This window comes from Lentzea sp. NPDC036949 (assembly GCF_055608075.1).
On sequence record NZ_JBVJRA010000012.1, the window covers coordinates 143,117 to 162,704 of the forward strand.

A 19,588-nucleotide genomic window follows, 5' to 3' on the forward strand; every position below is an offset into this window, starting at 1 on the left:
GTTCTGGGGTAGACGACCTGCATGCCCCGCACGACCGTCGTCATCGCCACGCGGAACCGCGCCGACAGCCTGCTGCGCACCCTCGCGCACCTCAGCCCGTCGCGGGTACCGGTGATCGTGGTCGACAACGCCTCCACCGACGACACCGCCGCACGCGTGCGGGCCGAGTTCCCGCTGGTCCGGGTGTTGCAGTCGCCGGTCAACCGCGGTGCGGCCGGTCGCAACGCCGGGGTGCTGGCCGCGCGCACGCCGTACGTGGCGTTCGCGGACGACGACTCGTGGTGGGCGCCGGGGGCGTTCGAGCGGGCCGAGCGGATCTTCGACGACCACCCGGACCTCGCCGTGATCGCGGGCCGCACGCTCGTCGGTCCTGAGGAGAGACCGGACCCGATCACACCGCTGCTGCGCGACAGCCCGCTCGGTCAGGGCGTGGCGGGGCCCGCGGTGCTGGGGTTCCTGGCCTGCTCGGCGATCGTGCGGCGGCAGGCGTTCGAGGAGGTCGGCGGGTTCAGCGCGCTGCTGTTCTTCCGCGGCGAGGAGACGCTGCTGGCGTGGGACCTCGCGGCAGCGGGCTGGGCGCTCTGCTACGTCGAGGACGTGGTGGCGCACCACCACCCGTCACCGCACCGCGAGCAGGGAGGGGAGATCGTCGAACGGCGCAACGCCGTGCTGACGTCGTGGATGCGCAGGCCCGTGAGCCGGGCACTGGCGGACTCGCTGCGGGACCCGGTGGCGTTCCGCGCGGCCGTGCCCCGCCTGCGCCAGGCGCTCCGGCAGCGCAGCGCGTTGCCGGAGCACCTGGAGGCGCAGATCAGGAAAGCGAGCGGACCGCCGCGGCGAGGCGCGTGATGCCCTCGTCGATCTGCTCCGGCGTGACACCCGAGAACGCGAGGCGCATCTCGTTGTCGCCGCCCTCCAGCAGGAAGTCGGAGCCCTTCACGAACTCGACGCCGTGCTCCTTGGCGACCGGGAACAGCTCCTCGATCGACACGCCCGGCAGCTCGACCCACATGAAGTAGCCGCCCTGCGGCGCCGTGAACACGGCCTCGGGCAGCTCCCGCCGCAACGCCGCGACGAGCGCGTCCCGGCGGGCGCGCAGCGCGGTGCGCACGTTGACGACCGACTCGTCGAGGCGACCGGAGCGGCAGTACGAGTTCACGATCGACTGCGCCACCATGTTCGGCGAGATGTACGTGGTGGTGGCGATGTCCTGGACCGCCTTGATGACGGACTTCGGCCCCACCAGGTACCCGCAGCGGATGCCGGGCGCCATGGTCTTCGAGAACGACGACGCGTAGACGACCTTCTCGTTCTCGTCCTGCGACAGCATCGTCGGCAGCGGCTCGCCCTCGAACCGCACCTTCACGTACGGGTCGTCCTCGAACAGCACGAAGTCGTACCGGGCCGCGAGCTCCAGCAGCCGCGCCCGCTTGGCCGCGGACAGCGTGTAGCCGGCCGGGTTGTGGAAGTTCGGGATGATGTGCGCGAGCTTCGGCCGCACACCGCTCTCCAGCAGCTTCTCCAGCGCGTCGACGTCGATGCCGTCGGTCTGCAGCTCGATCGCGTGGACCTTCGCGCCGCGCTGGCGCAGGTTCAGCAGCGTGCGGTCGTAGGTCGGCGCCTCGACCACGACGTCGTCGCCCTCGCCCACGAGCAGCTCGAACAGGAACGCGTCGGCCTGCATCGACCCGTTGGTGACGAGCACCTGCTCCGGCTCGACACCGTGCTGCTCCGCGAGCCAGGTCCGCAGCGGCACGTAGCCGACGCTCGTTCCGTACGCGAAGGTGCCGCCGGGGTCGTCCGTGAAGGCTTTCTGCGCTGCTTCGCGCAGACCTTCCTGGTCGATGATGTCGAGAGAGGGCGCTCCGCGCGTGAACAGGATCGAGGCCATGCGCGGAGCGTACAACTCCCACTATTTGGGCTACGGCGCGTATGCGTATGCGTTGAGCTGGTCGACCGCGCTCTTCGCGCCACCGAGGTGGTAGAGGTCGACCGACAGGTAGTTCGGCTTCTTCCGCGCCGCGGGCTGGCAGAACTGCTGCGCCCGGTTCAGCACCTTCTCGTTGTCCGTCGTGGCGGTGTTCGTGAACGGCACGTCCCGGAAGTGGTTCATGACGAACAGCGGCTGGAACCGGTCGGTGGCCGTGAGCGGTTTTTCAGCCCATCGGCTGTAGCAGGACCAGTCGGACGCGCCCACCCCCGGCCCCATCGACCAGTAGTTCTCGACGGTCCAGTCCCGCTGGTACAGCACACCGGTGTCCTCGCGCCCGTCCTTGTCGTGGTCGGTGAAGACGATCAACCGCTTGTTCGCGCTCTGGAGCTGGCTGCGCGTCGGCCAGCCGTTCTCCTTCACGCCCTCGGCCCGGTACAGCACGTCGTTGAGCCCGTTGACCTTGCGCAGCTCGGCGCGCAGCGTGGCGGCGTCGACGTAGTCCTCCAGGAAGACCGTGATGATCTCCTGGCGGTTGTTCCGCAGGAAGTCGACCATGCGCTGCAGGTCGACGTTGAGCGCCACGGGCCGGCTGACGAGCGTGCAGCTGTTGTGGCAGAGGATCGCGCCGTCCGGCGTCTGGTGGATGTCGAGCATGAACCCGCGCACGCCGTCGTTCAGCTGCTGCACGATGCCGCGCGTCTGGTTCTTGGCGAGGTTGACGAACGGCGGCGCGAACCCGCCGTCGACCCCGTTCGCATACGCGTTGTGGGCCGTCAGGAACGTCATCTGGTCGAGCCGCGGGTCAGCCGGCATCGGGTTCTGCCGGCCGGTGACGGGCGTGAGGTACCACCGCGTCTCCCCGCCGAGGCCGAAGACCTCCCACTGGTCACCGAACTGCGTGAGCGAGTGGACCGTGTCCCCCTGTGAGCACGGCGCCATGCTGAGCTGGCGGGTGATGCACTGCCCCGGCGAGTCGGTGTTCTCGAACCTCCCGTCGGCGAGCCGCCACTGCTGGTGGTCCTCGTTGCCCTTCGGGCGGTGCAGGGCGAGTCCGGTGCCGCTCTGGGCGACGTTGAGCCCGGTGCGCACACCGGTGACGTAGAACGTGCCGCTCGGGGCCGCCACCGCCGGGGAGGCGGTGACGACGGGCACCAGGGGCAGTAGCAGCGCGGCTGCGATGGCAGGGAGGTATCGCATGGTGAACAGCGTCACTTAGATGAGCGAAACATGAAACATCTTCAGCAGTGTGAACGTTTAACACTGTGGATGTTCCGCGCGTCGGACCGCCCGCCGCACCTGGTTGCGGGGCCGGTTGAGGGCCTGGTCACGGGCCTGCGGGTTTGGTTGCGAGCGAGGCAGCCGTCGCTCAGGCGAAGGGTCAGGGCCAGGGTGGAGCGCCGCCTCCACAAGCCGCGCAGGGTTCGACTCCCTCGGTCGCCGCTCGCTGCGGTGCCGCTCGCCGCGGTGTCGCTCGCCGCGGTGCCGCTCGCCGCACGGCGCGGGTTCCGCGCGGCACAGACCTCGCCGGGCTACGCGTCAGCCCGGCGGCCCACCTCCAGGCGCCTCCTCAGCCCGGCGACCACCTTCCAGCGCCTTCTCACTCCAGCGCCCCTCCTGGACCTCCTCGTCCCGACGGGGCCAGCACGGCACGCAGCCGCTCCTCCACGTACCGCAGCGCCTCCCGCAGCTGCCCCTCGGTCGCACCCCGGCGCGACCTCACGCCGACCCGGCGGTTCACCTCCCGCGGGTGCCGCCACGTCCAGCGGGCGAGCTGGACGACCCTGGCGTTGACGGCGGAGGCGAGGTGCGTGCTGTCGATCACTGGTCCTCCTCGGACGCGAAGTCGTGGAGAACCCAGGATGACGACGAGGTCTGACATTTCCGGGAACCGCAGGTCAGAGCCGCGGGAAACCTCAGGGACGTCCCGGATGCCCCCACCCCGCCCCTCGCCACCATCAGAACCATGGACGACGGGCTGCGGAGGCTGACCGGCATCGCCTCGATCATCTTCACCACCGGCACGGCACTGCACGCGTTCGTGGTCGTCAACCACCACACGCTCACCCTGATGATGGTGAAGGCGAACGCCGACCCCGCCACCGCCGGCCAGTTCCTGACCACGTTCCGCGTCGTCGGCTGCCTCTACGTCGCCGGCAACGCCCTCGGCGTCCTCGCCCTGCTCAAGAGCCCGCCGAGGTGGCTCTTCTGGCCGGTCCTCGCGGTCAACGTCACCCAAGCCGCCGGGGTGTTCATGGTGCCGCCGGAGATGTGGGCGGCCGCGAGAGAGGAGTTCGGCCTGGTGGGCATGCTGCCGTCGCTGGTCACGGACGGCGGCGCGCTCGTCCTCGCCGTCATCCTCGTCGTCGGCCGAGGCCTGAGCATGCGAAAGGGCCCGTCCAGCGGAGCTGAACGGGCCCTTCGTCACACCAAGAGCGAAATCAGATGACGCGGACGTCCTGCGCCTGCGGTCCCTTCTGACCCTGCCCGATCTCGAACTCCACGCGCTGCTGCTCGTCCAGCGACTTGAAGCCGTTGCCGGAGATCTGCGAGTAGTGAACGAAAACGTCCGGTCCGCCGCCGTCCTGGGCGATGAATCCGAAGCCCTTTTCGCCGTTGAACCACTTAACGGTGCCCTGCGCCATGCGAAATGCTCCCTAAAGTCTGCCAACCCCGGAGACCGGGGTAGGACCCAGTGTGCCAGGTCCGCGTCCTTCTCACATCGTGGTTAGCCCGGTGGTGTGAAGAAGTAAGTTGGCACGGGTGCCACCGAGAGGAGCAGGGATGACGAACTGGCTGGACGTCGCGCGGGACGTCGCGGCGACGCTCAGGTCCGACGCGGCGGACCGGGACCGGGCCAACCAGCCGCCCACCAAGGAGGTGGAGCTGCTCCGGCAGAGCGGCCTGCTGAACGTCGGCGACTGGGCCGTGCAGCAGCGCGTCACCCGGGTCATCGGGGCCGCCGACGCCAACGCCGGGCACCTCCTCGGGTACCACTACCTGCAGGTCTGGCGCTCCGGCCTGTTCGACACGTCCTTCTCCCGCCACGACGACCAGTTCTGGGCCGGGGTCAGCAACCCGCTCGACGCCGCGCTCGAACTGACGCCCACGGGCTCCGGGTTCCTGCTCAACGGGCGCAAGACGTTCGCCACCGGCGCGAGCGTCGCCGACCGCATCGTGGTCAGCGCGACGCGCACCGACAACGGCGAGAAGCTGACCTTCCTGCTCGACGGAAAAGCGACGGGAATCACCTACCTGGACGACTGGGACAACATCGGTCAGCGGCTCACCGCGTCCGGCGGGGTCGTGTTCGAGAACGTCGAGGTCTCCGAGGTCCTGGGCGTGCAGCCGGCGAACGAGGACCCGCGGCTCAGCCTCGCCGCGATCGGGTTCCAGCTCGTGCTCGCGCAGCTCTACGTCGCCATCGCCGAGGGCGCGCTGGAGGAGGCCGCCGACTACACCCGCACGAAGACCCGCCCGTGGTTCGTCAGCGGGGTCGACGCCGCCACCGAGGACCCGTACGTCGTCGCCGCCTACGGCGAGATGGTGGCGCAGACGAAGGCGGCCGGGCTGCTCGCGGACAGGGCGGCCGAGCTGCTCTGGGAGGCCAGTGAGCTGGGTCGGCACCTCACGCCGCAGAAGCGCGCGCAGGTGGCCGTCGAGATCTCCGCCGCCAAGGTGGTCAGCACCAAGCTCGTCAACGACGTCACCAGCCGCATCTTCGAACAGGTCGGCGCGCGCGGCACGGCGGCCAAGTACGGCGTTGACCGGTTCTGGCGCAACGCGCGCACGCTCACGTTGCACGACCCGGTCGTCTACAAGGCCCGTGAGGTCGGCGAGCACTTCCTCACCGGCGCCCGTCCCGCGCACACCGGGTACAGCTGATGGAACCCGTTCTCGCCGACTCGGTCCGGCTCACCGACGAGGGCGTGCTGGTCCTGGACCGCCGCCGGTTCCCGTTCGAACGCGAGTGGGTGCTGTGCCGGACGGCCGAGGAGGTCGCGAAGGCCGTCGAGGACATGGTCACCCAGTCCTCGGGCCCGTACTTCGCCGTCCTCTACGGCATGGTGCTCAAGGCCCGCACCCTCGAACACCTGCCGTTCGAGCAGGCCAGGCAGCAGCTCGCCGCCACCGCGCACGTGCTGGAGAACACCCGGCGCACCAACAACGCCCTGCGCAAGGCCACCGCGGTCGTCCTAGAGGCGGTCGACGAGCACCGGGACGTCAGCCGGGCGCTCGACGGCGCCCGCACCGGGGACGAGCGCTACCGCGGCAAGAGCCGCGCGCTCGGCGAGCACACCGCGGCCCTGCTGCCCGACGACGCGACCGTCCTCACCCACTGCTGGGCCGACCTCTACCTCACGGAGACGGTCAAAGCCGCCCAGCGGCGGGGCAAGCGGCTCAAGTTCTTCTGCACGGAGACCCGCCCGTACCTGCAGGGCGCCCGGCTCACCGCCGAGACGTTGATCGAGATGGGCGTCGACACCACGCTCATCACCGACGGCATGGGCGCGGCGGTGTTGCAGAGCGGTGAGGTCGACGCCTTGGTCACGGCGGCCGACCGGGTGACCATGGACGGGCACGTGGTGAACAAGGTCGGCACACTGGGCCTGGCCGTGGCCGCGCACGCGTTCGGCGTGCCGTTCCACGCCCAGGTGCAGGCGCCCGACCTGGATGCGCCGACGGCGGAGGACGTGGAGATCGAGTACCGCGATGGCGCCGAGGTGCTGCAGGTGCTCGGCCGGCCGAGTGCCACGCCGCGGGCGAAGGGGCTGTACCCGGCGTTCGACGTGACGCCGCCGCGGTTCGTCACCGACGTGGTGACCGACCGCGGTGTCTTCCGCGCCGGGGAGCTGGACGAGTACTACGAGGGAGAACAGCGGTGAGCAAGTGGGTCGTGCTCGACATCGAGGGCACGCTGAGCGCGACGGACCAGGTGCTGGTCGTCCTCTACGACTACGCGCGCCCGCGGCTCGGGCCGTGGATCGAGCAGCACGGTGACGACCCCGTGGTCGCCGACGCGGTCGCGCAGGTCAAGGAGCTGTCCGGTCACGACGACGTCGTCAAGGCGCTGCACGACTGGATGGACGCCGACCAGAAGGTCACGCCGCTCAAGACGTTGCAGGGCCTCATCTGGCAGCAGGGCTACGCGCAGGGCGACCTGGTGGCGGAGTTCTTCCCGGACGTCGTGCCCGCCATGCGCAAGTGGCACGGCGAGGGCGTGAAGCTCGCGATCTTCTCCAGCGGCTCGGTCGCGGGCCAGGTCGCGTTCTTCCGGCACACCACCGACGGCGACCTGACCCCGTTGCTGGAGCACCACTTCGACACGGTCAACGCCGGCCCGAAGCGCGAGGCCGCGTCGTACCACAAGATCGCCGAGACGTTGCGGTCCGACGACATCACCTTCTACAGCGACGTTCCCGCGGAGCTGCACGCCGCGCAGGAGGCGGGCTGGAAGACGGTCGGTGTCGCGCGCGCGGGCGAGCCGTACGCCAACGCCGACTTCGCGCCGCACCCGACGGTGTGGGAGCTGTCGTGACCGCGGAGCTCGCCCGCGAGTGCGCCCGGTTCGCCGCGATGGGCTGGATGCGCGGCACCTCGGGCAACCTCTCCGTGGTCCTGCAACGCGATCCGCTGCGGCTCGCGGTCACGGTCAGCGGCGTCGACAAGGGCGAGATCACCGCCGAGGACAGCGTCGTGATCGACGAGAACGGCGCCGCCGTGGACAGCGACAAGGTCCCGAGCGCCGAGGCGGGCCTGCACGCCCGCATCGCGAAGGTCGCCGGGGCGGGCGCGGTCGTCCACGTCCACGCGCTGGCACCGGTCGTGGCGGCCGAGCACTGGCCGGACGGCGTGGTGCTCAAGGACCTGGAGATGCTCAAGGGCTTCGGCCGGTACGCGCACGAGGAGGTGGTCGTCCCGGTCGTGCCGAACTCGCAGGACATGGTCGAGCTGGGCGACGCCTTCGAGAAGGGCTTCGACCCGCGCACGCCCGCGCTGATCGTGGCACGGCACGGCGTCTACGTCTGGGGCGACGACCTGGTGCAGGCCCGGCACCGGCTGGAATGCCTGGAGTGGTTGCTGCGCTTCAAGGTGGAGACGCGCACGGAAACCTTCACGGGGAGGCACGCATGACGCTGCTGACGGTGTGGCCGGACTCCGGCCCCGAGGAAACCCTGCTCCGCACCAGCGACCCCGAGGAGGTCGCCACCGCGCTCAAGGAGCACGGCGTGCGGTTCTCCCGCTGGTCCGTCGTGGACGGTGTGACGGCCGAGAACGCGTTGCAGGCGTACGAGAAGGACATCGCCCGCGTCAGCGAGACGGAGGGCTACACCTACGTCGACGCGATGGAGATGACCCCCGCCGACACCGACGAGTACCGCGCGAAGGCCGTCGAGTTCCGCAACCGGTTCCTCGCCGAGCACACGCACGACGACGACGAGGACCGCTACTTCGCCCGTGGCGCCGGTGTTTTCTACCTGCACATCGGCGACAGGGTGTACGGCGTGCTGTGCACCGAGGGCGACCTGCTGAGCGTCCCGGCGAACACCACGCACTGGTTCGACATGGGCACGAAGCCGGACTACGTGTCGGTGCGGTTCTTCCACGACGACGACGGCTGGGTCGGCAACTTCACCGGCAGCGACATCGCCACGAAGTTCCCCACCTTCGACGAACTGGTCGCCGGTTCAGGAATGTGAAAAGTTCGCCCATCTGAATGTTGTCCCGGAATTCCGGAGAACTGTTGATCCCTCCGCCTTCGTGCCCCCAAAGTGGTGCAGACCACTTGTCGAAGGTCGGAGGGATTCACCGTGGAAACCCCTGCGCTCCACCCACGCCGTTCCGTGCTCGCCCTCGCCCTCACCGCACCCCTGCTCGTCGCGCCGGCCGGTCATGCCCTCGCCCAGCCGCCCTCTGCCCAATGGGTTTCGGCGCCGTACACCTACACCGTGCAGAAGCCGCACAACCTCGCCACCAGCGCGCGCTACAAGTTCGAAGGCGGCGTCCACACCATGTGGGTCTACGACTACGACGAGCCGCACACCCCCGGCAGCCCAACTGATCCCCGCACCGAGCTGCGCTTCAACCAGGAGTACTCCAGCGGGTCGCGCGCGTGGGAGGGCGAGGTCTACATCCCGTCCGGCGTCAGCGGCCCGACGGTCGTGCAGATCCTGCGCGGCAGCCGCCCGGACGGCACCCGCGCCACCGACGTGATGCTCAACGTCGCCAACATCAACGGCGGCACCCTGCGCAAGGACAGCGACCAGGTCATCGCGACCGGCATTTACAACAAGTGGTTCCGCATTCGCGTGGAGCACACCGCTGTCGCGGGCGGGCGTGGCACCGTGAAGACCTATTACAACGGCACCCTCAAACTCACCCACCAGGACGAGGGCCCGGCCACGCGGTACTTCAAGAACGGCGTCTACCACCACGGCAGCGGCCGCGCGGAGGCCCGTTTCCGCAACATCACCTACTGGCGCCAGTGATCCTTTGCCGGAACGGCAACGGAAGTGGTGCGGGTCGGGTCGCGGCTGGCAGGTTTCACCCATGCACGTTTTCCTCACGGGCGCCGGCGGCTACATCGGCGGCGCCGTCGCCAGGCGGCTCATCGGCGCCGGCCACACCGTGCGCGGCCTGACCCGCACCCCCGGCGTCGTCGGCGAGCTGGCCGCGGCGGGCATCGACCCGGTCGTCGGCGACCTCGGCGACACCGCCCTGCTCGACCGGGAGGCCCGGCGGGCGGACGCGGTCGTCAACACCGCGAACAGCGACCACCGCGGTGCGGTGGACACCTTCGTGGAGGCGTTGCGCGGCACGGACAAGGTGCTGGTCCACACCAGCGGCACCAGCGTGGTCGGTGACGACGCGCAGGGCGGGCCGTCCGGCACCGTCGTCGACGACGCCGTGCCGTTCACCCCGGGGGATCACCCGGTCCGGCGTGCCCGCTACGACCTCGACCGCGCCGTGGTCGACGCGGACCTGCGCTCGGTCGTCCTGTGCAACTCGCTGGTCTACGGCACCGGCACCGGCCCCCGCCCGCAGACCGTCCTGGTCCCGCCGCTGGTCGAGCAGGCCAGGAGCAGCGGTGTGGTCCGCGTGGTCGGCCGCGGCCTCAACCGCTGGTCCACCGTGCACCTCGACGACATGGCCGACCTCTACCTCCTGGCCCTCACCGAGCCCGCGGCCACCGGGTTGTACTTCGTGGCGGGCGGTGAGGACGTCTCGTTCGCCGACATCGGCCAGGCCATCGCCCGCCGCCTCGGCCTCGGCCCGGTGCGGCCGTGGGGCCTGGAGGAAGCCGGTGCCGCGTGGGGCGAGGGGTTCGCCCGCTACGCGCTCGGCGCCAACAGCCGGGTCCGCGCCACCCGCGCCCGCGCCCTCGGCTGGCGCCCCTCGCGTCCGTCCCTCACGGACTGGCTCGAACACGAGATGCCCTTATCGTGAGCGCATGGGCTCACAGGTGGCGGTGGCATCGCTCGGCGGCACGATCACGATGACGGGCTCCGGCGCGGTGTCACCGACCCTGGGCGCGCGGGACCTCGTCGGCGGCCTGGAGGTCGGCGAGATCGCCACCCTCGCCACCACCCCCGGCGCCTCGCTGACGTTCGACGTGCTCTTGGAGACCTTCGACTGGGCCGACCGGCAGGTCGCCGAGGGCGCGAGTGGTGTGGTGATCGTCCAGGGCACCGACACCCTCGAAGAGACCGCGTACTTCTTCGACTGCCTGTGGCCGCACGACCACCCGCTCGTCGTCACCGGCGCCATGCGCCACCCCGGCCTGCCCGGCGCGGACGGCCCGGCGAACCTCGCGGCGGCCGTCGCCGTGGCCCGGGCCGAGAACTCCCGCGGTCGCGGCGCACTCCTGGTGCTGGGCGACGAGGTCCACGCCGCCCGCTGGGTCCGCAAGACGCACAGCAGCCTGCCCAGCGCGTTCAGCTCCTTCCCCGGCCCGCTCGGTCTCGTCGTGGAGGGCGCCCCGCACTACTTCCACCCCGCCCACCGGCTGCCCGCCCTGCCACGGCCCCGCACCGTGCCACCGGTCCCGCTCGTCGAGGCCACGATCGACGACGACGGCACCCTGCTCGACTGGCTCAACGTCGGGGGAGTGGTCATCGCCGCGACGGGCGTCGGGCACGTATCGGCAGGCATGGCCGCGGCGATCTCACGGGCTCGGTTCCCGGTCGTCGTCGCCACGCGGACGGGCGCGGGCACCACGTTCCAGAACACCTACGGCTTCACCGGCTCCGAGTCCGACCTCATCCAGCGCGGCGCGGTGATGGCCGGCTGGCTATGTCCCCGTAAGGCACGCGTGCTGCTGCGGCTCGCCCTCGGCGCGATGGTGCCTATCAACGACGTATTCGCAGCTCGCGGCGGGGTTTTCTAGCTCTGTTTTCACCCGAACGAGCCAGTTACTTGGTTTCATTCCACGCCATAGCGTCCCCGGAATGACCGCGATCACCTCCACGCCGTACAGCCGGGACCTCGGCGACGAGCTCCGCCGGATAAGGGAGTCCTGCACGCCGTTCCACGGCCGCGCGATGGCACTGCACCTCGGCTGGGACCCGAGCAAGGTGTCCGACATCGAGCTGGGCAAAGCCCGCGCGAGCGACATCGACCTCGTTCAGTACCTGGCGACCTGCGGGAAGAACCTGGAGTTCGTCGAGTCCTTCCGCCGCCGGTACCACCACGCGTTCGACCTGTACTTCGCGCAGGACAACAGCAATCTGCGCACGCTGGCGATGACCGAGACGATGGCCACGCGGATCATGTCCTACGACCTGATCGTCATTCACGGTCTGCTGCAGACGGAACGCTATGCCCGGGAGTTGTTCGTTGACTCGCACATCGAAGCCCCGTCGGACATCGACGCGTACGTCAAGGCGCGCATGGAACGGCAGACGATCATGAGGCGGCACAACCGCCCTGAGTGCGTGTTCTACGTGCACGAACTCGCGTTGCGGATGAGGCTGGGCAACGCCGAGATTCGCGAGGACCAATACCTGCGTCTCCTGTTCAACACCCACATCCTGCGCATCGTGCCTGCGCACATCACCAGCTTCCGCTCGGCGTGCACGCTGTACGAGTTCCCGAAGGCGGCTCCGGTGGTGTTCACCGAGACCGAGATGGCACAGGTGTTCGCCCAGGAGAAGACCGCTGTCGCACGAGCCAGGAGGCTCTTTCAGCGGCTGGATGCCGTTGCCTTGGATGAGGAACAATCGCGGAGCAAGCTGATGGAGTACGTCAGCGGACTGCGAGAGGACCTCCATGATCCCGGATCGGGCTTGGCGTAAGAGCAGCTACAGCACAGGAAACGGCAACGGCAGCTGCGTTGAGGTGTCGTTGGCCCAGGACGCGCTCGTGCGGGACACCAAGAACGTGAGCGGTGACGTGCTCACGTTCTCGACTCCCGCGTGGCGCGCGCTCGTCAGCTGGATCGGCTGACGGCGACCGAGGTGTTCGCGGTCTCGACCGTCACGCGGACGGTCTGAGGGGCGAGCGACTGCAGGTACTGGGCGTGGTCGCGGCCGATGGTGTCGCCGAGCGCGATGAACGCGAGGCGCGGCAGGTCGAACGCCGTGGTGGCGCAGAAGTCCTCCAGCCGGTCGAAGCCGCGCCGGATGCCGGTGGCGTCGAGGCCGAAGACGGCGTGCCGGTCGAGCTTGGCGGCGCCCACGTCGAGCAGGTGCAACGCGTGCAGGGCGTGGGTGAACGCCATCGCGCACACCTCGATGCGGGCGCACGACGCCAGGAGCGTGCGCACCATCGACGGGTGCAGCGACTTGCCGGACGTGCGCAGGACGACGTCGATGCCGGCTCGGCGGAACTTCTCGACGATCTCGAACAGGCCGGGCACGCCGAGGGGTTCGCCCCCTCCGAGCGTGACCGCGTCGGGGCGCATGGAGATGAGCGCCTTGGCGATGTGCAGCATGCGGTCGTGGCTGAGCCGCGCGTGTGCGACGTCCCAGGTGATGTCCATGGGCAGGGCTCCCTGAAGGCTCGGCGGATGCGCCGATCGAAGCCGGGGAGGTGTCCCGCTGTCAGGTGACCGGTGTCCCGAACCGGCCGGGACGGCGGTTGCTCACGAGCTGCCTAGGCCTGCTTCCCGTGCCGCCACGATGGCCTGCGCGCGGTCCGCGACCTGGAGTTTCGTGAAGATGGCGGAGACCCGGTTGCGGACGGTCTTCTGCGAGAGGCTGAGCCGGTGCGCGATGGAGGCGTTGTCCTTGCCGGAGGCCATCAGCTCCAGCACGTCGCGTTCGCGGTCGGTCAGCTGCGGGAACGCCACCGCCTTGGACGACGAGATCGCCGTGAAGTAGCCCATCATGCGCTGGGCGATGGTCGCGCTGAAGATCGCCTCACCGGCTCCTATGGCCTGCACCGCGCGCACGATCTCGTCGTCGTCCGTGGTCTTGACGAGGTATCCGCGTGCGCCGGCCCGCATCGCGGCGAAGACGAGTTCGTCGTCCTCGTGCATCGTCAGCACGAGCACGCCGACCTCCGGCAGGGCCGCCAGCATCTGCTTCGCGGCCTCGACACCGCCCAGCCGCGGCATGTGCAGGTCGAGCACGACGACGTCCGGGCGGGTGGCGAGCACGACCTCCACGGCCTCGACGCCGTCGGCCGCCGTGCCGACCACCGCGATGCCGTCCTCGCCGTCCAGCAACGCCTTCATGCCGCGCCGGAACACCGGGTGGTCGTCGGCGATCACGACCCGCGCCATCGAGAACCTCCCGCGTCAGCGGACTTCCAGCGGAAGCCGCGCGACCACCCGAGTGCCGTGTGGTTGTGCGGGTCCCACTGTGCACGATCCGCCCAGTTCGGCGCAGCGTTCTCGCATGGAGTCCAGCCCGACGCCGGGCGTCGCGTCCGGTGCCACGCCGCGGCCGTCGTCGGTGATCTCCACGACCAGGTCGCCGTCGTGCCGGACCGTGATGACGCAGTGCCGTGCACCCGAGTGCCGTGCGGTGTTCGTCAACGCCTCCGCGACGATCCGGTAGGCGGCGACCTCGACCGCGGCGGACAGGCCCTCGACCTCATCGGCCTCGACGCGCACCGCCAGCTCGCCGTGGAACCGCGCGGCCTCGTCCCGCACCGCCAGCGCCAAGCCCTGGTCGAGGATCGGTGGCCGCAACCCGTCCACCAGCCTGCGCACCTCGCCCGCCGTGGAGTCGACGTCACCGAGCACCGGGTCCAGCGCCTCACCCATCGACCGCCGCAATGCCTTGAGCTGCAACCGGATGCCCACCAACGCCGGTCCCACGCCGTCGTGCAGGTCGCGCCGCAGCCGCAGTCGTTCTTCTTCGCGCGCACGCACGAGCCGTTCGCGAGCGAGTTGCAGATCGGCCGTCAGCTTCATCGACTGGGCGGCCGGGGCGGTGGACCGCGCCAGGTCGACCAGGAGGCTGAGCTCCTTGTCGCTCAACCGCTCGTCCGGCGCACGCGGCTCGACCACCAGGTCACCGACCGCGGCACCGCGGTAGGTCATGGGGAACCGCAGCTGCGGCCACCCGCGGCTGCGCCCGTGCTCGGCCAGCACCGACCCGCCGCGGATCGCGACGTACGGCAGCTTCAACGACTCGGCGACCGTCTGCGCGACGGTCGGCAGCACGTCCTGGGACCGTTCGAGCTTCTCGCTCAACGTCGACAGCGCGGCATAGGGATCAGACCGCTCGCCATAAAGCCACCGGTCGAGCTTCTTCTGCACCCAGCTGCGGAACGGCGCGAACACCAGCCCCGCCGCCACGACCCCGATGACCTCGGCGTCACTGCTGAACAGCTGCCCGGCCGCGAGCATCACACCCAGGTAGATGAGCAGCAACGCCACCGTGAGCGTGCCGTAGAGCAACGACCGGTGGATGAGCAGGCTGATGTCGTACAGCCCGTACCGCACGATCGCGATCACCGCGGCCGCCGGGAACGCCAGCACCCCGATGACCCACGCGAAGTGCCCGTCCGTGGTCTCCAGCGCCGTCGCGACGACCGCCAGCGCCAGCAACGCGAACGCCCACACGAGCAGCCGGCGTTCGTCCCCCTCGGCCCGCCGCCAGCGCAGGAACAACGCCGCCACCGCCGCGACCACCGACACCCCGGCCGCGAGCACGGCGACCACCGTGATGCCCTTGGCCAGCCCGCCACCCGCGTGCTCCCAGAAACCCGCCGGGTCACCCCACGACCCCCAGGCGAGCCCGACCGTGCCGAGGACGGCGCTCACCAGGCTCGCGCCGATGGCGAACCACCACCGGTGCCCCAACGGCCTGCCGTTCGGGAAGACCAGCGCCACAGCGGGCAGCAGCGCGTAGGTCGGCCACCAGACCCACGCCTCCACCCACCGCGCCGGGTGCTCGACCGGCTGGCCCGCCACGGCGACCGTGATCCCGCCGAACAGGCCCATGACGAGCAGCAACCAGCCGACGGCCGACCGTTCCACGTGACCGATCACCCGCACCCCGAGCAGGGTGCAGGCGAAGGCCACGAGCCAGTTGCGGGGATGCGAGACCGCGCCGGTGAGCGCCGTGTGCACCACGGCGTAGAGCACACAGGCGGCCACCAGCGCGCCGACGACCCTGGCGAGGGCGACCTCGCCGCGGGTCAGGCGCTGAGCCAGTGCCACAGGTTGTGGAACGGAGAACCGGAGTCCATCGTGCTGAGCCCGGACCCGCCCGGCCAGCCCTGGAACGTGAGCAGTCGGTGCCGCAGCTGCTCCACGGTCATCGGCTTGCCCGGTCGATGGGCGTGGTCGAAATCGACGTCACCAGGCTGCGGGCTCATCGCCCGCGCCTGAAGCTCCGCGTACCAGGACAGGAGCTCTTCGTCTGACATGGTCGAGAAGTAGGGCGGCAGCTGTACTTCCTGCCCGGCTTTCTGCTCGGACTTCGACATGCCCAGTAGGAGCCGTCGTGCGCACCCCAGATACACGGGTGGCCCCGATCGTTGCGACGATCGGGGCCACGCGGGGTTGCGCTGGTGACTCAGGGTAGGACCTGCATCGCGATGACCGCTTTTCCGGTTGTCCCCCCGTGCCATCATCGGCTGCGGTGGAGGTGGCGCCGTGCCGACACTCGGCGAAGTCGGGGAAAAGCTCCGGTTGGTGCTCGACAAGATCAGCCAGGCGATCGGCGCGGCGCACACCGCGGCGGACCTGGCCGAAGATGCCCGGCGCCTGGTCGGTGTCGCCGGTTGGGCTCACCTCAGAACACATCGCACGACTTCGGGGTCGGCTGCCACCACCTGGGCAGGAACGAGGCCAGAAGACGTACGGGCGGTGGTTCACACCAGATTCCCCTGATCAGGAAATCGTGAGTGGCGGGGGAGCGGAGGCTGATGCTGCCGCCGAGTTCCTCAAGAGCCTCGACATGCCCCGTCGCGGTGTGCCGTTCGTGGCCTCGCATGTTGAAACGAAGCTCGCGGTGCGCATGCGCAACAACGGTATGAGCAGATGATCACAGGAGGTGAGAAGGCGCCGTGGTGACACTCAGAGCCGTTTTCGACCACGAAACCGGCATGTCTCCGCTCCTCGTCAGCACTCACGACGAGCTGGCCGAGCTGATCGCTCAGGTGATCGCGCTGTCGGAAGGCGAATCGATCGCCTCGATCGTGGAGATCGGAGTCGACGACGAGAACCCGTACGCCTTTCCCGCGCTTCAAGCGGGCATCGGGCCGGAGTCCGGTTTCGTCTACGAGCTGTGGAGTTCCGCGGGCGACGATCGGCGCGTCGGACGCCGACGGCACCGTCCTGTTCGACTACGCGGGTCACGTGCAGGAGATCCCGTCGCGCCACGTCGTGCCGCTTGCGGCAGTGCGGGCTGTGCTGTCGGCCTATCTCGAACACGACGGGTTCATCCCACCGGACTTCGCCGCGCTGCACGAGGTCGAGGACTGAGCACGGGTTCTGCCTGCGCAGAGCAGGCAGAACCCGCGGTTGCTACGGCAGGACCTGGATCTTGCGGCCCTTCCCGGCCTTGAACTGGTCGAGCGCGCCGGCGTAGTCGGCCAGCGGCAGCCGGTCGCTGATGAACACCTCCGGGTCGAGCACCCCGGTCGCGAACAGGTCGGCCGCCCGTTCGAAGGAGTGCAGCACCGCCATCGAGCCGGTGATCGTGATCTCCTGGTTGTAGATCTTGTACGGCTCGATCGTGACCCGCGCCGAGTAGTCCGAGACGCCGAACTGGAGGAACGTGCCGCCCTTCGCGACCCGGCCCAGCCCGTCCTGGATGGCCTTCTCGTTGCCGGTCGCGTCGATGACGAGGTCCCAGCCCTGCGGCCGGTCCAGCTCGTCCGGCGACGCCGCCGTGGCCGTGACGCCCAGCTGCTGCGCCGTCTTGAGCCGATCGGCGTTGAGGTCGACGACCTCGATGGACGACGCGCCGGTGAGCTTGCCGAGCTGGAGCATCATCAGGCCCATCGTGCCCGAGCCGTAGATCAGCACCCGGGACGCCATCTGCGAGCGCAGCACGTCGTAGCCGCGCACCGCGCACGACAGCGGCTCGATCAGCGCCGCGTCCTCGGTCCGCACGTGGTCGGGCAGCTTCACGCAGTTCGCCACCGGCGCCACCGCGTACTCCGCCGCGCCACCGGCCGTCGTGACGCCGATGGCCGCCCAGCGCTCGCACAGGTTGTTCTTGCCGTTGCGGCACATCCGGCACTCGTGGCAGTACAGCGACGGGTCGACGGCCACGCGGTCGCCGACCTTCACCTCGTTGACCTGCGCACCGATTTCCACGACCGTGCCCGCGAACTCGTGGCCCGGCACGACCGGCAGGGTGGGTGCGAACTCGCCCTGCAGGATGTGCAGGTCAGTGCCGCACAGGCCGCACGCCGCCACGTCCACGACCACTTCGCGCGGACCGCACCTGGGATCGTCCACAGTGGTCACCTCGACGGACCCGACGCCCGTGATCACTGCTGCTTTCACTTGACCGCTCCCAACGAAAGGCCCTGGACCAGCTTGTCCTGGGCGGCGAACCCGGCGATGAGCACCGGCAGAGACACCACGACCGCGGCCGCGCACACCTTCGCGAGGAACAGGCCCTGCGAGGTGACGAACCCGGTGAGGTAGACGGGCGCGGTACCGGCGACGACACCGGTCAGCACCCGCGCGAACAGCAGTTCGTTCCAGCTGAAGATGAAGCAGATCAACGCCGTCGCCGCGATGCCCGGCATCGCGATCGGCGCCACGACCCTGCGCAGGATCGTCAGCAGGCCGGCACCGTCGATCGACGCGGCCTCCAGGATCTCCTTCGGCACCTCGGACAGGAACGACCGCATCAGCCACACCGCGATCGGCAGGTTCATCGAGGTGTAGAGCAGCGTGAGGAACGAGATGTTGTCGAGCATCCCGGAGAACTGCGCGAACAGGTAGATCGGCAGCAGCGCCGCGACGACCGGCATCATCTTGGTGGACAGGAAGAAGAACAGGACGTCCGTCCACTTCTCCACCGGCCTGATCGACAACGCGTACGCGGCCGGGATCGCCAGCAGCAGCACGATGATCGTCGAGCCGATGGACGCGCTGAACGAGTTCAGCAGCGGCGGCCACGCGCCGGCGTCGAAGAACTCGCCGTACCCGTCCAGCGTCAGCGGCGCCAGCAGCGACGGCGGGTTGGTCGCGGCGTCCGACTCGCTGTGCAGCGAGGTCAGGAACATCCACGCCACCGGCGCGAAGAACACCAGGCCGCAGAACCAGGCGAGCGCGCCCCAAGCGCGGCCGATCCACTTGGCGGTCATCGCTTCTCCTCCTTGAACAGCGAGGACACCGTGCGCAGCGCGAACGTCGCGATGATGATCGACCCCGCCACCACGATCACGCCGGCCGCGGAGGCCTCGCCGTACTCGTGGGCCTGGTAGAAGGTCTGGTAGATCATGTACGGCAGGTTCGCCGTGCCCAGACCACCGGACGTGATGGTGAAGACGGCGTCGAAGTTCTGCACGACGTAGATCGAGCCGAGCAGACCGCCGAGCTCCAGGTACTGCCGCAGGTGCGGGAACGTCAGGTACCGGAAGATCTGGAACGACGACGCGCCGTCGATCGTCGCGGCCTCGACCGGTTCGACCGGCTTCGACTGCAGGCCCGCCAGCAGGATCAGCATCATGAACGGCGTCCACTGCCACACCAGCGACAGCACGACCGCCGTCATCGGCATGCTGGAGATCCAGTCCGGCTGGGCGTCGAACCCCAGCCAGTTCAGGATGCCGTTGAACAGGCCGTACTCCGGGTTGTAGAGCACGTGCTTCCAGATCAGCGCCGCCGCCACCGGCACCACGAGGAACGGTGCGATCAGCAGCGTGCGCACCAGCCCGCGGCCGGCGAACTTCTTGTCCAGCAACAGGGCCAGCCCCAGCCCGAGGACGAGGCTGATGAGCACGACCGACGCCGTCAGCACGATGGTGTTGACGACCGACGAGCGCAGGTCGGGGTCGGTGAAGACGTTGACGTAGTTGTCGAACCCGGCGAACCCGCGGTTGGCGGGGTCGAGCGAGTTCCACTTCATGAACGAGATGACCAGCGTGGCGACGAACGGCAGCTGCGTCACGATGATCAGGAAGATCAGCGCGGGCAGCAGCGGTGCCCGCGTGACCCACCGGTTGGTCTTCTTGCGGGGGACGGGCGGCGGCCGGTCGTCGGTGTCCGGCCGCGCCTGCGTCATGACTGCCATG

The 19,588-nt window shown here is 69.5% G+C and carries 25 protein-coding genes and 1 pseudogene; 15 read left to right on the forward strand and 11 right to left on the reverse strand.

The annotated features are described in order from the left end of the window. Positions 1-21: 21 nt before the first annotated feature. On the forward strand, positions 22-849 hold the full coding sequence (locus ACZ7CD_RS30090; protein WP_360398085.1) for a glycosyltransferase family 2 protein: 828 nt from the start codon (positions 22-24) through the stop codon (positions 847-849). On the opposite strand, the gene ACZ7CD_RS30095 is transcribed toward ACZ7CD_RS30090, so the two are convergent. The 3 genes from ACZ7CD_RS30095 to ACZ7CD_RS30105 all read right to left on the reverse strand — a co-directional run bounded on the left by ACZ7CD_RS30095 (position 812) and on the right by ACZ7CD_RS30105 (position 3,755). Continuing rightward, the gene (locus ACZ7CD_RS30095) at positions 812-1,891 is read right to left on the reverse strand and encodes an aminotransferase-like domain-containing protein (protein ID WP_470371354.1); all 1,080 of its coding nucleotides are present in this window, start codon (positions 1,889-1,891) and stop codon (positions 812-814) included. The genes ACZ7CD_RS30090 and ACZ7CD_RS30095 overlap by 38 nt on opposite strands. 30 nt (positions 1,892-1,921) lie before the next feature. Next, complete coding sequence (locus ACZ7CD_RS30100) at positions 1,922-3,130, reverse strand: PI-PLC domain-containing protein (protein ID WP_458434150.1); 1,209 nt, start codon at positions 3,128-3,130, stop codon at positions 1,922-1,924. 400 nt (positions 3,131-3,530) lie between these two features. After that, on the reverse strand, positions 3,531-3,755 hold the full coding sequence (locus ACZ7CD_RS30105) for a hypothetical protein (RefSeq protein WP_470380209.1): 225 nt from the start codon (positions 3,753-3,755) through the stop codon (positions 3,531-3,533). Positions 3,756-3,896: 141 nt separating this feature from the next. On the opposite strand from ACZ7CD_RS30105, the gene ACZ7CD_RS30110 reads away from it, so the two are divergent. Further along, on the forward strand, positions 3,897-4,379 hold the full coding sequence (locus ACZ7CD_RS30110) for a hypothetical protein (protein WP_470380210.1): 483 nt from the start codon (positions 3,897-3,899) through the stop codon (positions 4,377-4,379). On the opposite strand, the gene ACZ7CD_RS30115 is transcribed toward ACZ7CD_RS30110, so the two are convergent. After that, complete coding sequence (locus ACZ7CD_RS30115; RefSeq protein ID WP_360398093.1) at positions 4,372-4,575, reverse strand: cold-shock protein; 204 nt, start codon at positions 4,573-4,575, stop codon at positions 4,372-4,374. The genes ACZ7CD_RS30110 and ACZ7CD_RS30115 overlap by 8 nt on opposite strands. 139 nt (positions 4,576-4,714) lie before the next feature. Between ACZ7CD_RS30115 and ACZ7CD_RS30120 the strand changes: the two genes are divergently transcribed. From ACZ7CD_RS30120 to ACZ7CD_RS30165, 10 genes are all read left to right on the forward strand, one after another. Next, positions 4,715-5,815, forward strand: a complete 1,101-nt coding sequence (locus tag ACZ7CD_RS30120; RefSeq protein WP_360398095.1) for an acyl-CoA dehydrogenase family protein — start codon at positions 4,715-4,717, stop codon at positions 5,813-5,815. Further along, the gene (locus ACZ7CD_RS30125; protein ID WP_458434146.1) at positions 5,815-6,816 is read left to right on the forward strand and encodes a s-methyl-5-thioribose-1-phosphate isomerase; all 1,002 of its coding nucleotides are present in this window, start codon (positions 5,815-5,817) and stop codon (positions 6,814-6,816) included. Before ACZ7CD_RS30120 ends, ACZ7CD_RS30125 begins: the two co-directional genes overlap by 1 nt. Beyond that, a complete protein-coding gene (mtnC, locus tag ACZ7CD_RS30130; protein WP_360398099.1) occupies positions 6,813-7,469 on the forward strand; it encodes an acireductone synthase in 657 nt (218 codons plus the stop codon). Before ACZ7CD_RS30125 ends, mtnC begins: the two co-directional genes overlap by 4 nt. Beyond that, positions 7,466-8,065 carry a methylthioribulose 1-phosphate dehydratase gene (gene mtnB / locus ACZ7CD_RS30135; RefSeq protein ID WP_360398101.1) on the forward strand — a complete coding sequence of 200 codons (600 nt, stop codon included), beginning with the start codon at positions 7,466-7,468 and terminating at the stop codon, positions 8,063-8,065. The genes mtnC and mtnB overlap by 4 nt, the downstream gene beginning before the upstream one ends. Beyond that, the gene (locus ACZ7CD_RS30140) at positions 8,062-8,631 is read left to right on the forward strand and encodes a 1,2-dihydroxy-3-keto-5-methylthiopentene dioxygenase (RefSeq protein ID WP_470371349.1); all 570 of its coding nucleotides are present in this window, start codon (positions 8,062-8,064) and stop codon (positions 8,629-8,631) included. The genes mtnB and ACZ7CD_RS30140 overlap by 4 nt, the downstream gene beginning before the upstream one ends. A gap of 111 nt (positions 8,632-8,742) precedes the next feature. Next, a complete protein-coding gene (locus ACZ7CD_RS30145; RefSeq protein ID WP_470380211.1) occupies positions 8,743-9,420 on the forward strand; it encodes a polysaccharide lyase family 7 protein in 678 nt (225 codons plus the stop codon). A gap of 61 nt (positions 9,421-9,481) precedes the next feature. Next, complete coding sequence (locus tag ACZ7CD_RS30150) at positions 9,482-10,378, forward strand: NAD-dependent epimerase/dehydratase family protein (RefSeq protein WP_360398107.1); 897 nt, start codon at positions 9,482-9,484, stop codon at positions 10,376-10,378. A gap of 4 nt (positions 10,379-10,382) precedes the next feature. Continuing rightward, entirely contained in the window at positions 10,383-11,318 is a 936-nt protein-coding gene (locus ACZ7CD_RS30155) for an asparaginase (RefSeq protein ID WP_470371348.1), read from the forward strand. A gap of 61 nt (positions 11,319-11,379) precedes the next feature. Further along, on the forward strand, positions 11,380-12,225 hold the full coding sequence (locus ACZ7CD_RS30160) for a DUF5753 domain-containing protein (protein WP_470380212.1): 846 nt from the start codon (positions 11,380-11,382) through the stop codon (positions 12,223-12,225). A 43-nt stretch (positions 12,226-12,268) separates the two neighbouring features. Next, positions 12,269-12,376 carry a DUF397 domain-containing protein gene (locus ACZ7CD_RS30165; RefSeq protein WP_470380213.1) on the forward strand — a complete coding sequence of 36 codons (108 nt, stop codon included), beginning with the start codon at positions 12,269-12,271 and terminating at the stop codon, positions 12,374-12,376. On the opposite strand, the gene ACZ7CD_RS30170 is transcribed toward ACZ7CD_RS30165, so the two are convergent. The 4 genes from ACZ7CD_RS30170 to ACZ7CD_RS30185 form a co-directional block, all read right to left on the reverse strand. Beyond that, positions 12,360-12,911, reverse strand: a complete 552-nt coding sequence (locus ACZ7CD_RS30170; RefSeq protein WP_360398115.1) for a radical SAM protein — start codon at positions 12,909-12,911, stop codon at positions 12,360-12,362. The genes ACZ7CD_RS30165 and ACZ7CD_RS30170 overlap by 17 nt on opposite strands. Before the next feature lie 102 nt (positions 12,912-13,013). Next, entirely contained in the window at positions 13,014-13,655 is a 642-nt protein-coding gene (locus ACZ7CD_RS30175) for a response regulator transcription factor (RefSeq protein WP_360398117.1), read from the reverse strand. A gap of 15 nt (positions 13,656-13,670) precedes the next feature. Beyond that, positions 13,671-15,545 carry a sensor histidine kinase gene (locus ACZ7CD_RS30180; protein ID WP_470380214.1) on the reverse strand — a complete coding sequence of 625 codons (1,875 nt, stop codon included), beginning with the start codon at positions 15,543-15,545 and terminating at the stop codon, positions 13,671-13,673. Beyond that, a complete protein-coding gene (locus ACZ7CD_RS30185) occupies positions 15,524-15,814 on the reverse strand; it encodes a hypothetical protein (RefSeq protein WP_360398121.1) in 291 nt (96 codons plus the stop codon). Before ACZ7CD_RS30185 ends, ACZ7CD_RS30180 begins: the two co-directional genes overlap by 22 nt. Positions 15,815-15,983: 169 nt before the next feature. Between ACZ7CD_RS30185 and ACZ7CD_RS30190 the strand changes: the two genes are divergently transcribed. From ACZ7CD_RS30190 to ACZ7CD_RS30200, 3 genes and pseudogenes are all read left to right on the forward strand, one after another. Continuing rightward, positions 15,984-16,220, forward strand: a complete 237-nt coding sequence (locus ACZ7CD_RS30190) for a hypothetical protein (RefSeq protein ID WP_470380252.1) — start codon at positions 15,984-15,986, stop codon at positions 16,218-16,220. Next, positions 16,153-16,374, forward strand: coding sequence for a DddA-like double-stranded DNA deaminase toxin (locus ACZ7CD_RS30195; RefSeq protein ID WP_470380246.1), 222 nt, complete (start codon positions 16,153-16,155; stop codon positions 16,372-16,374). The genes ACZ7CD_RS30190 and ACZ7CD_RS30195 overlap by 68 nt, the downstream gene beginning before the upstream one ends. 61 nt (positions 16,375-16,435) lie before the next feature. Next, a pseudogene (locus tag ACZ7CD_RS30200) lies at positions 16,436-16,814 on the forward strand (Imm1 family immunity protein). A 42-nt stretch (positions 16,815-16,856) separates the two neighbouring features. Here ACZ7CD_RS30200 and ACZ7CD_RS30205 read toward each other — a convergent pair. Genes ACZ7CD_RS30205 through ACZ7CD_RS30215 form a run of 3 tightly spaced genes read right to left on the reverse strand, consistent with a single transcriptional unit; the run spans position 16,857 to position 19,587 of the window. Further along, on the reverse strand, positions 16,857-17,846 hold the full coding sequence (locus tag ACZ7CD_RS30205; protein WP_360398127.1) for a zinc-dependent alcohol dehydrogenase family protein: 990 nt from the start codon (positions 17,844-17,846) through the stop codon (positions 16,857-16,859). Then, positions 17,843-18,658 carry a carbohydrate ABC transporter permease gene (locus ACZ7CD_RS30210; protein ID WP_360398129.1) on the reverse strand — a complete coding sequence of 272 codons (816 nt, stop codon included), beginning with the start codon at positions 18,656-18,658 and terminating at the stop codon, positions 17,843-17,845. The genes ACZ7CD_RS30205 and ACZ7CD_RS30210 overlap by 4 nt, the downstream gene beginning before the upstream one ends. Then, positions 18,655-19,587: a carbohydrate ABC transporter permease gene (locus tag ACZ7CD_RS30215; protein WP_360398131.1), complete on the reverse strand. Its 933-nt coding sequence runs from the start codon at positions 19,585-19,587 to the stop codon at positions 18,655-18,657. Before ACZ7CD_RS30215 ends, ACZ7CD_RS30210 begins: the two co-directional genes overlap by 4 nt. Position 19,588: the final 1 nt, after the last annotated feature.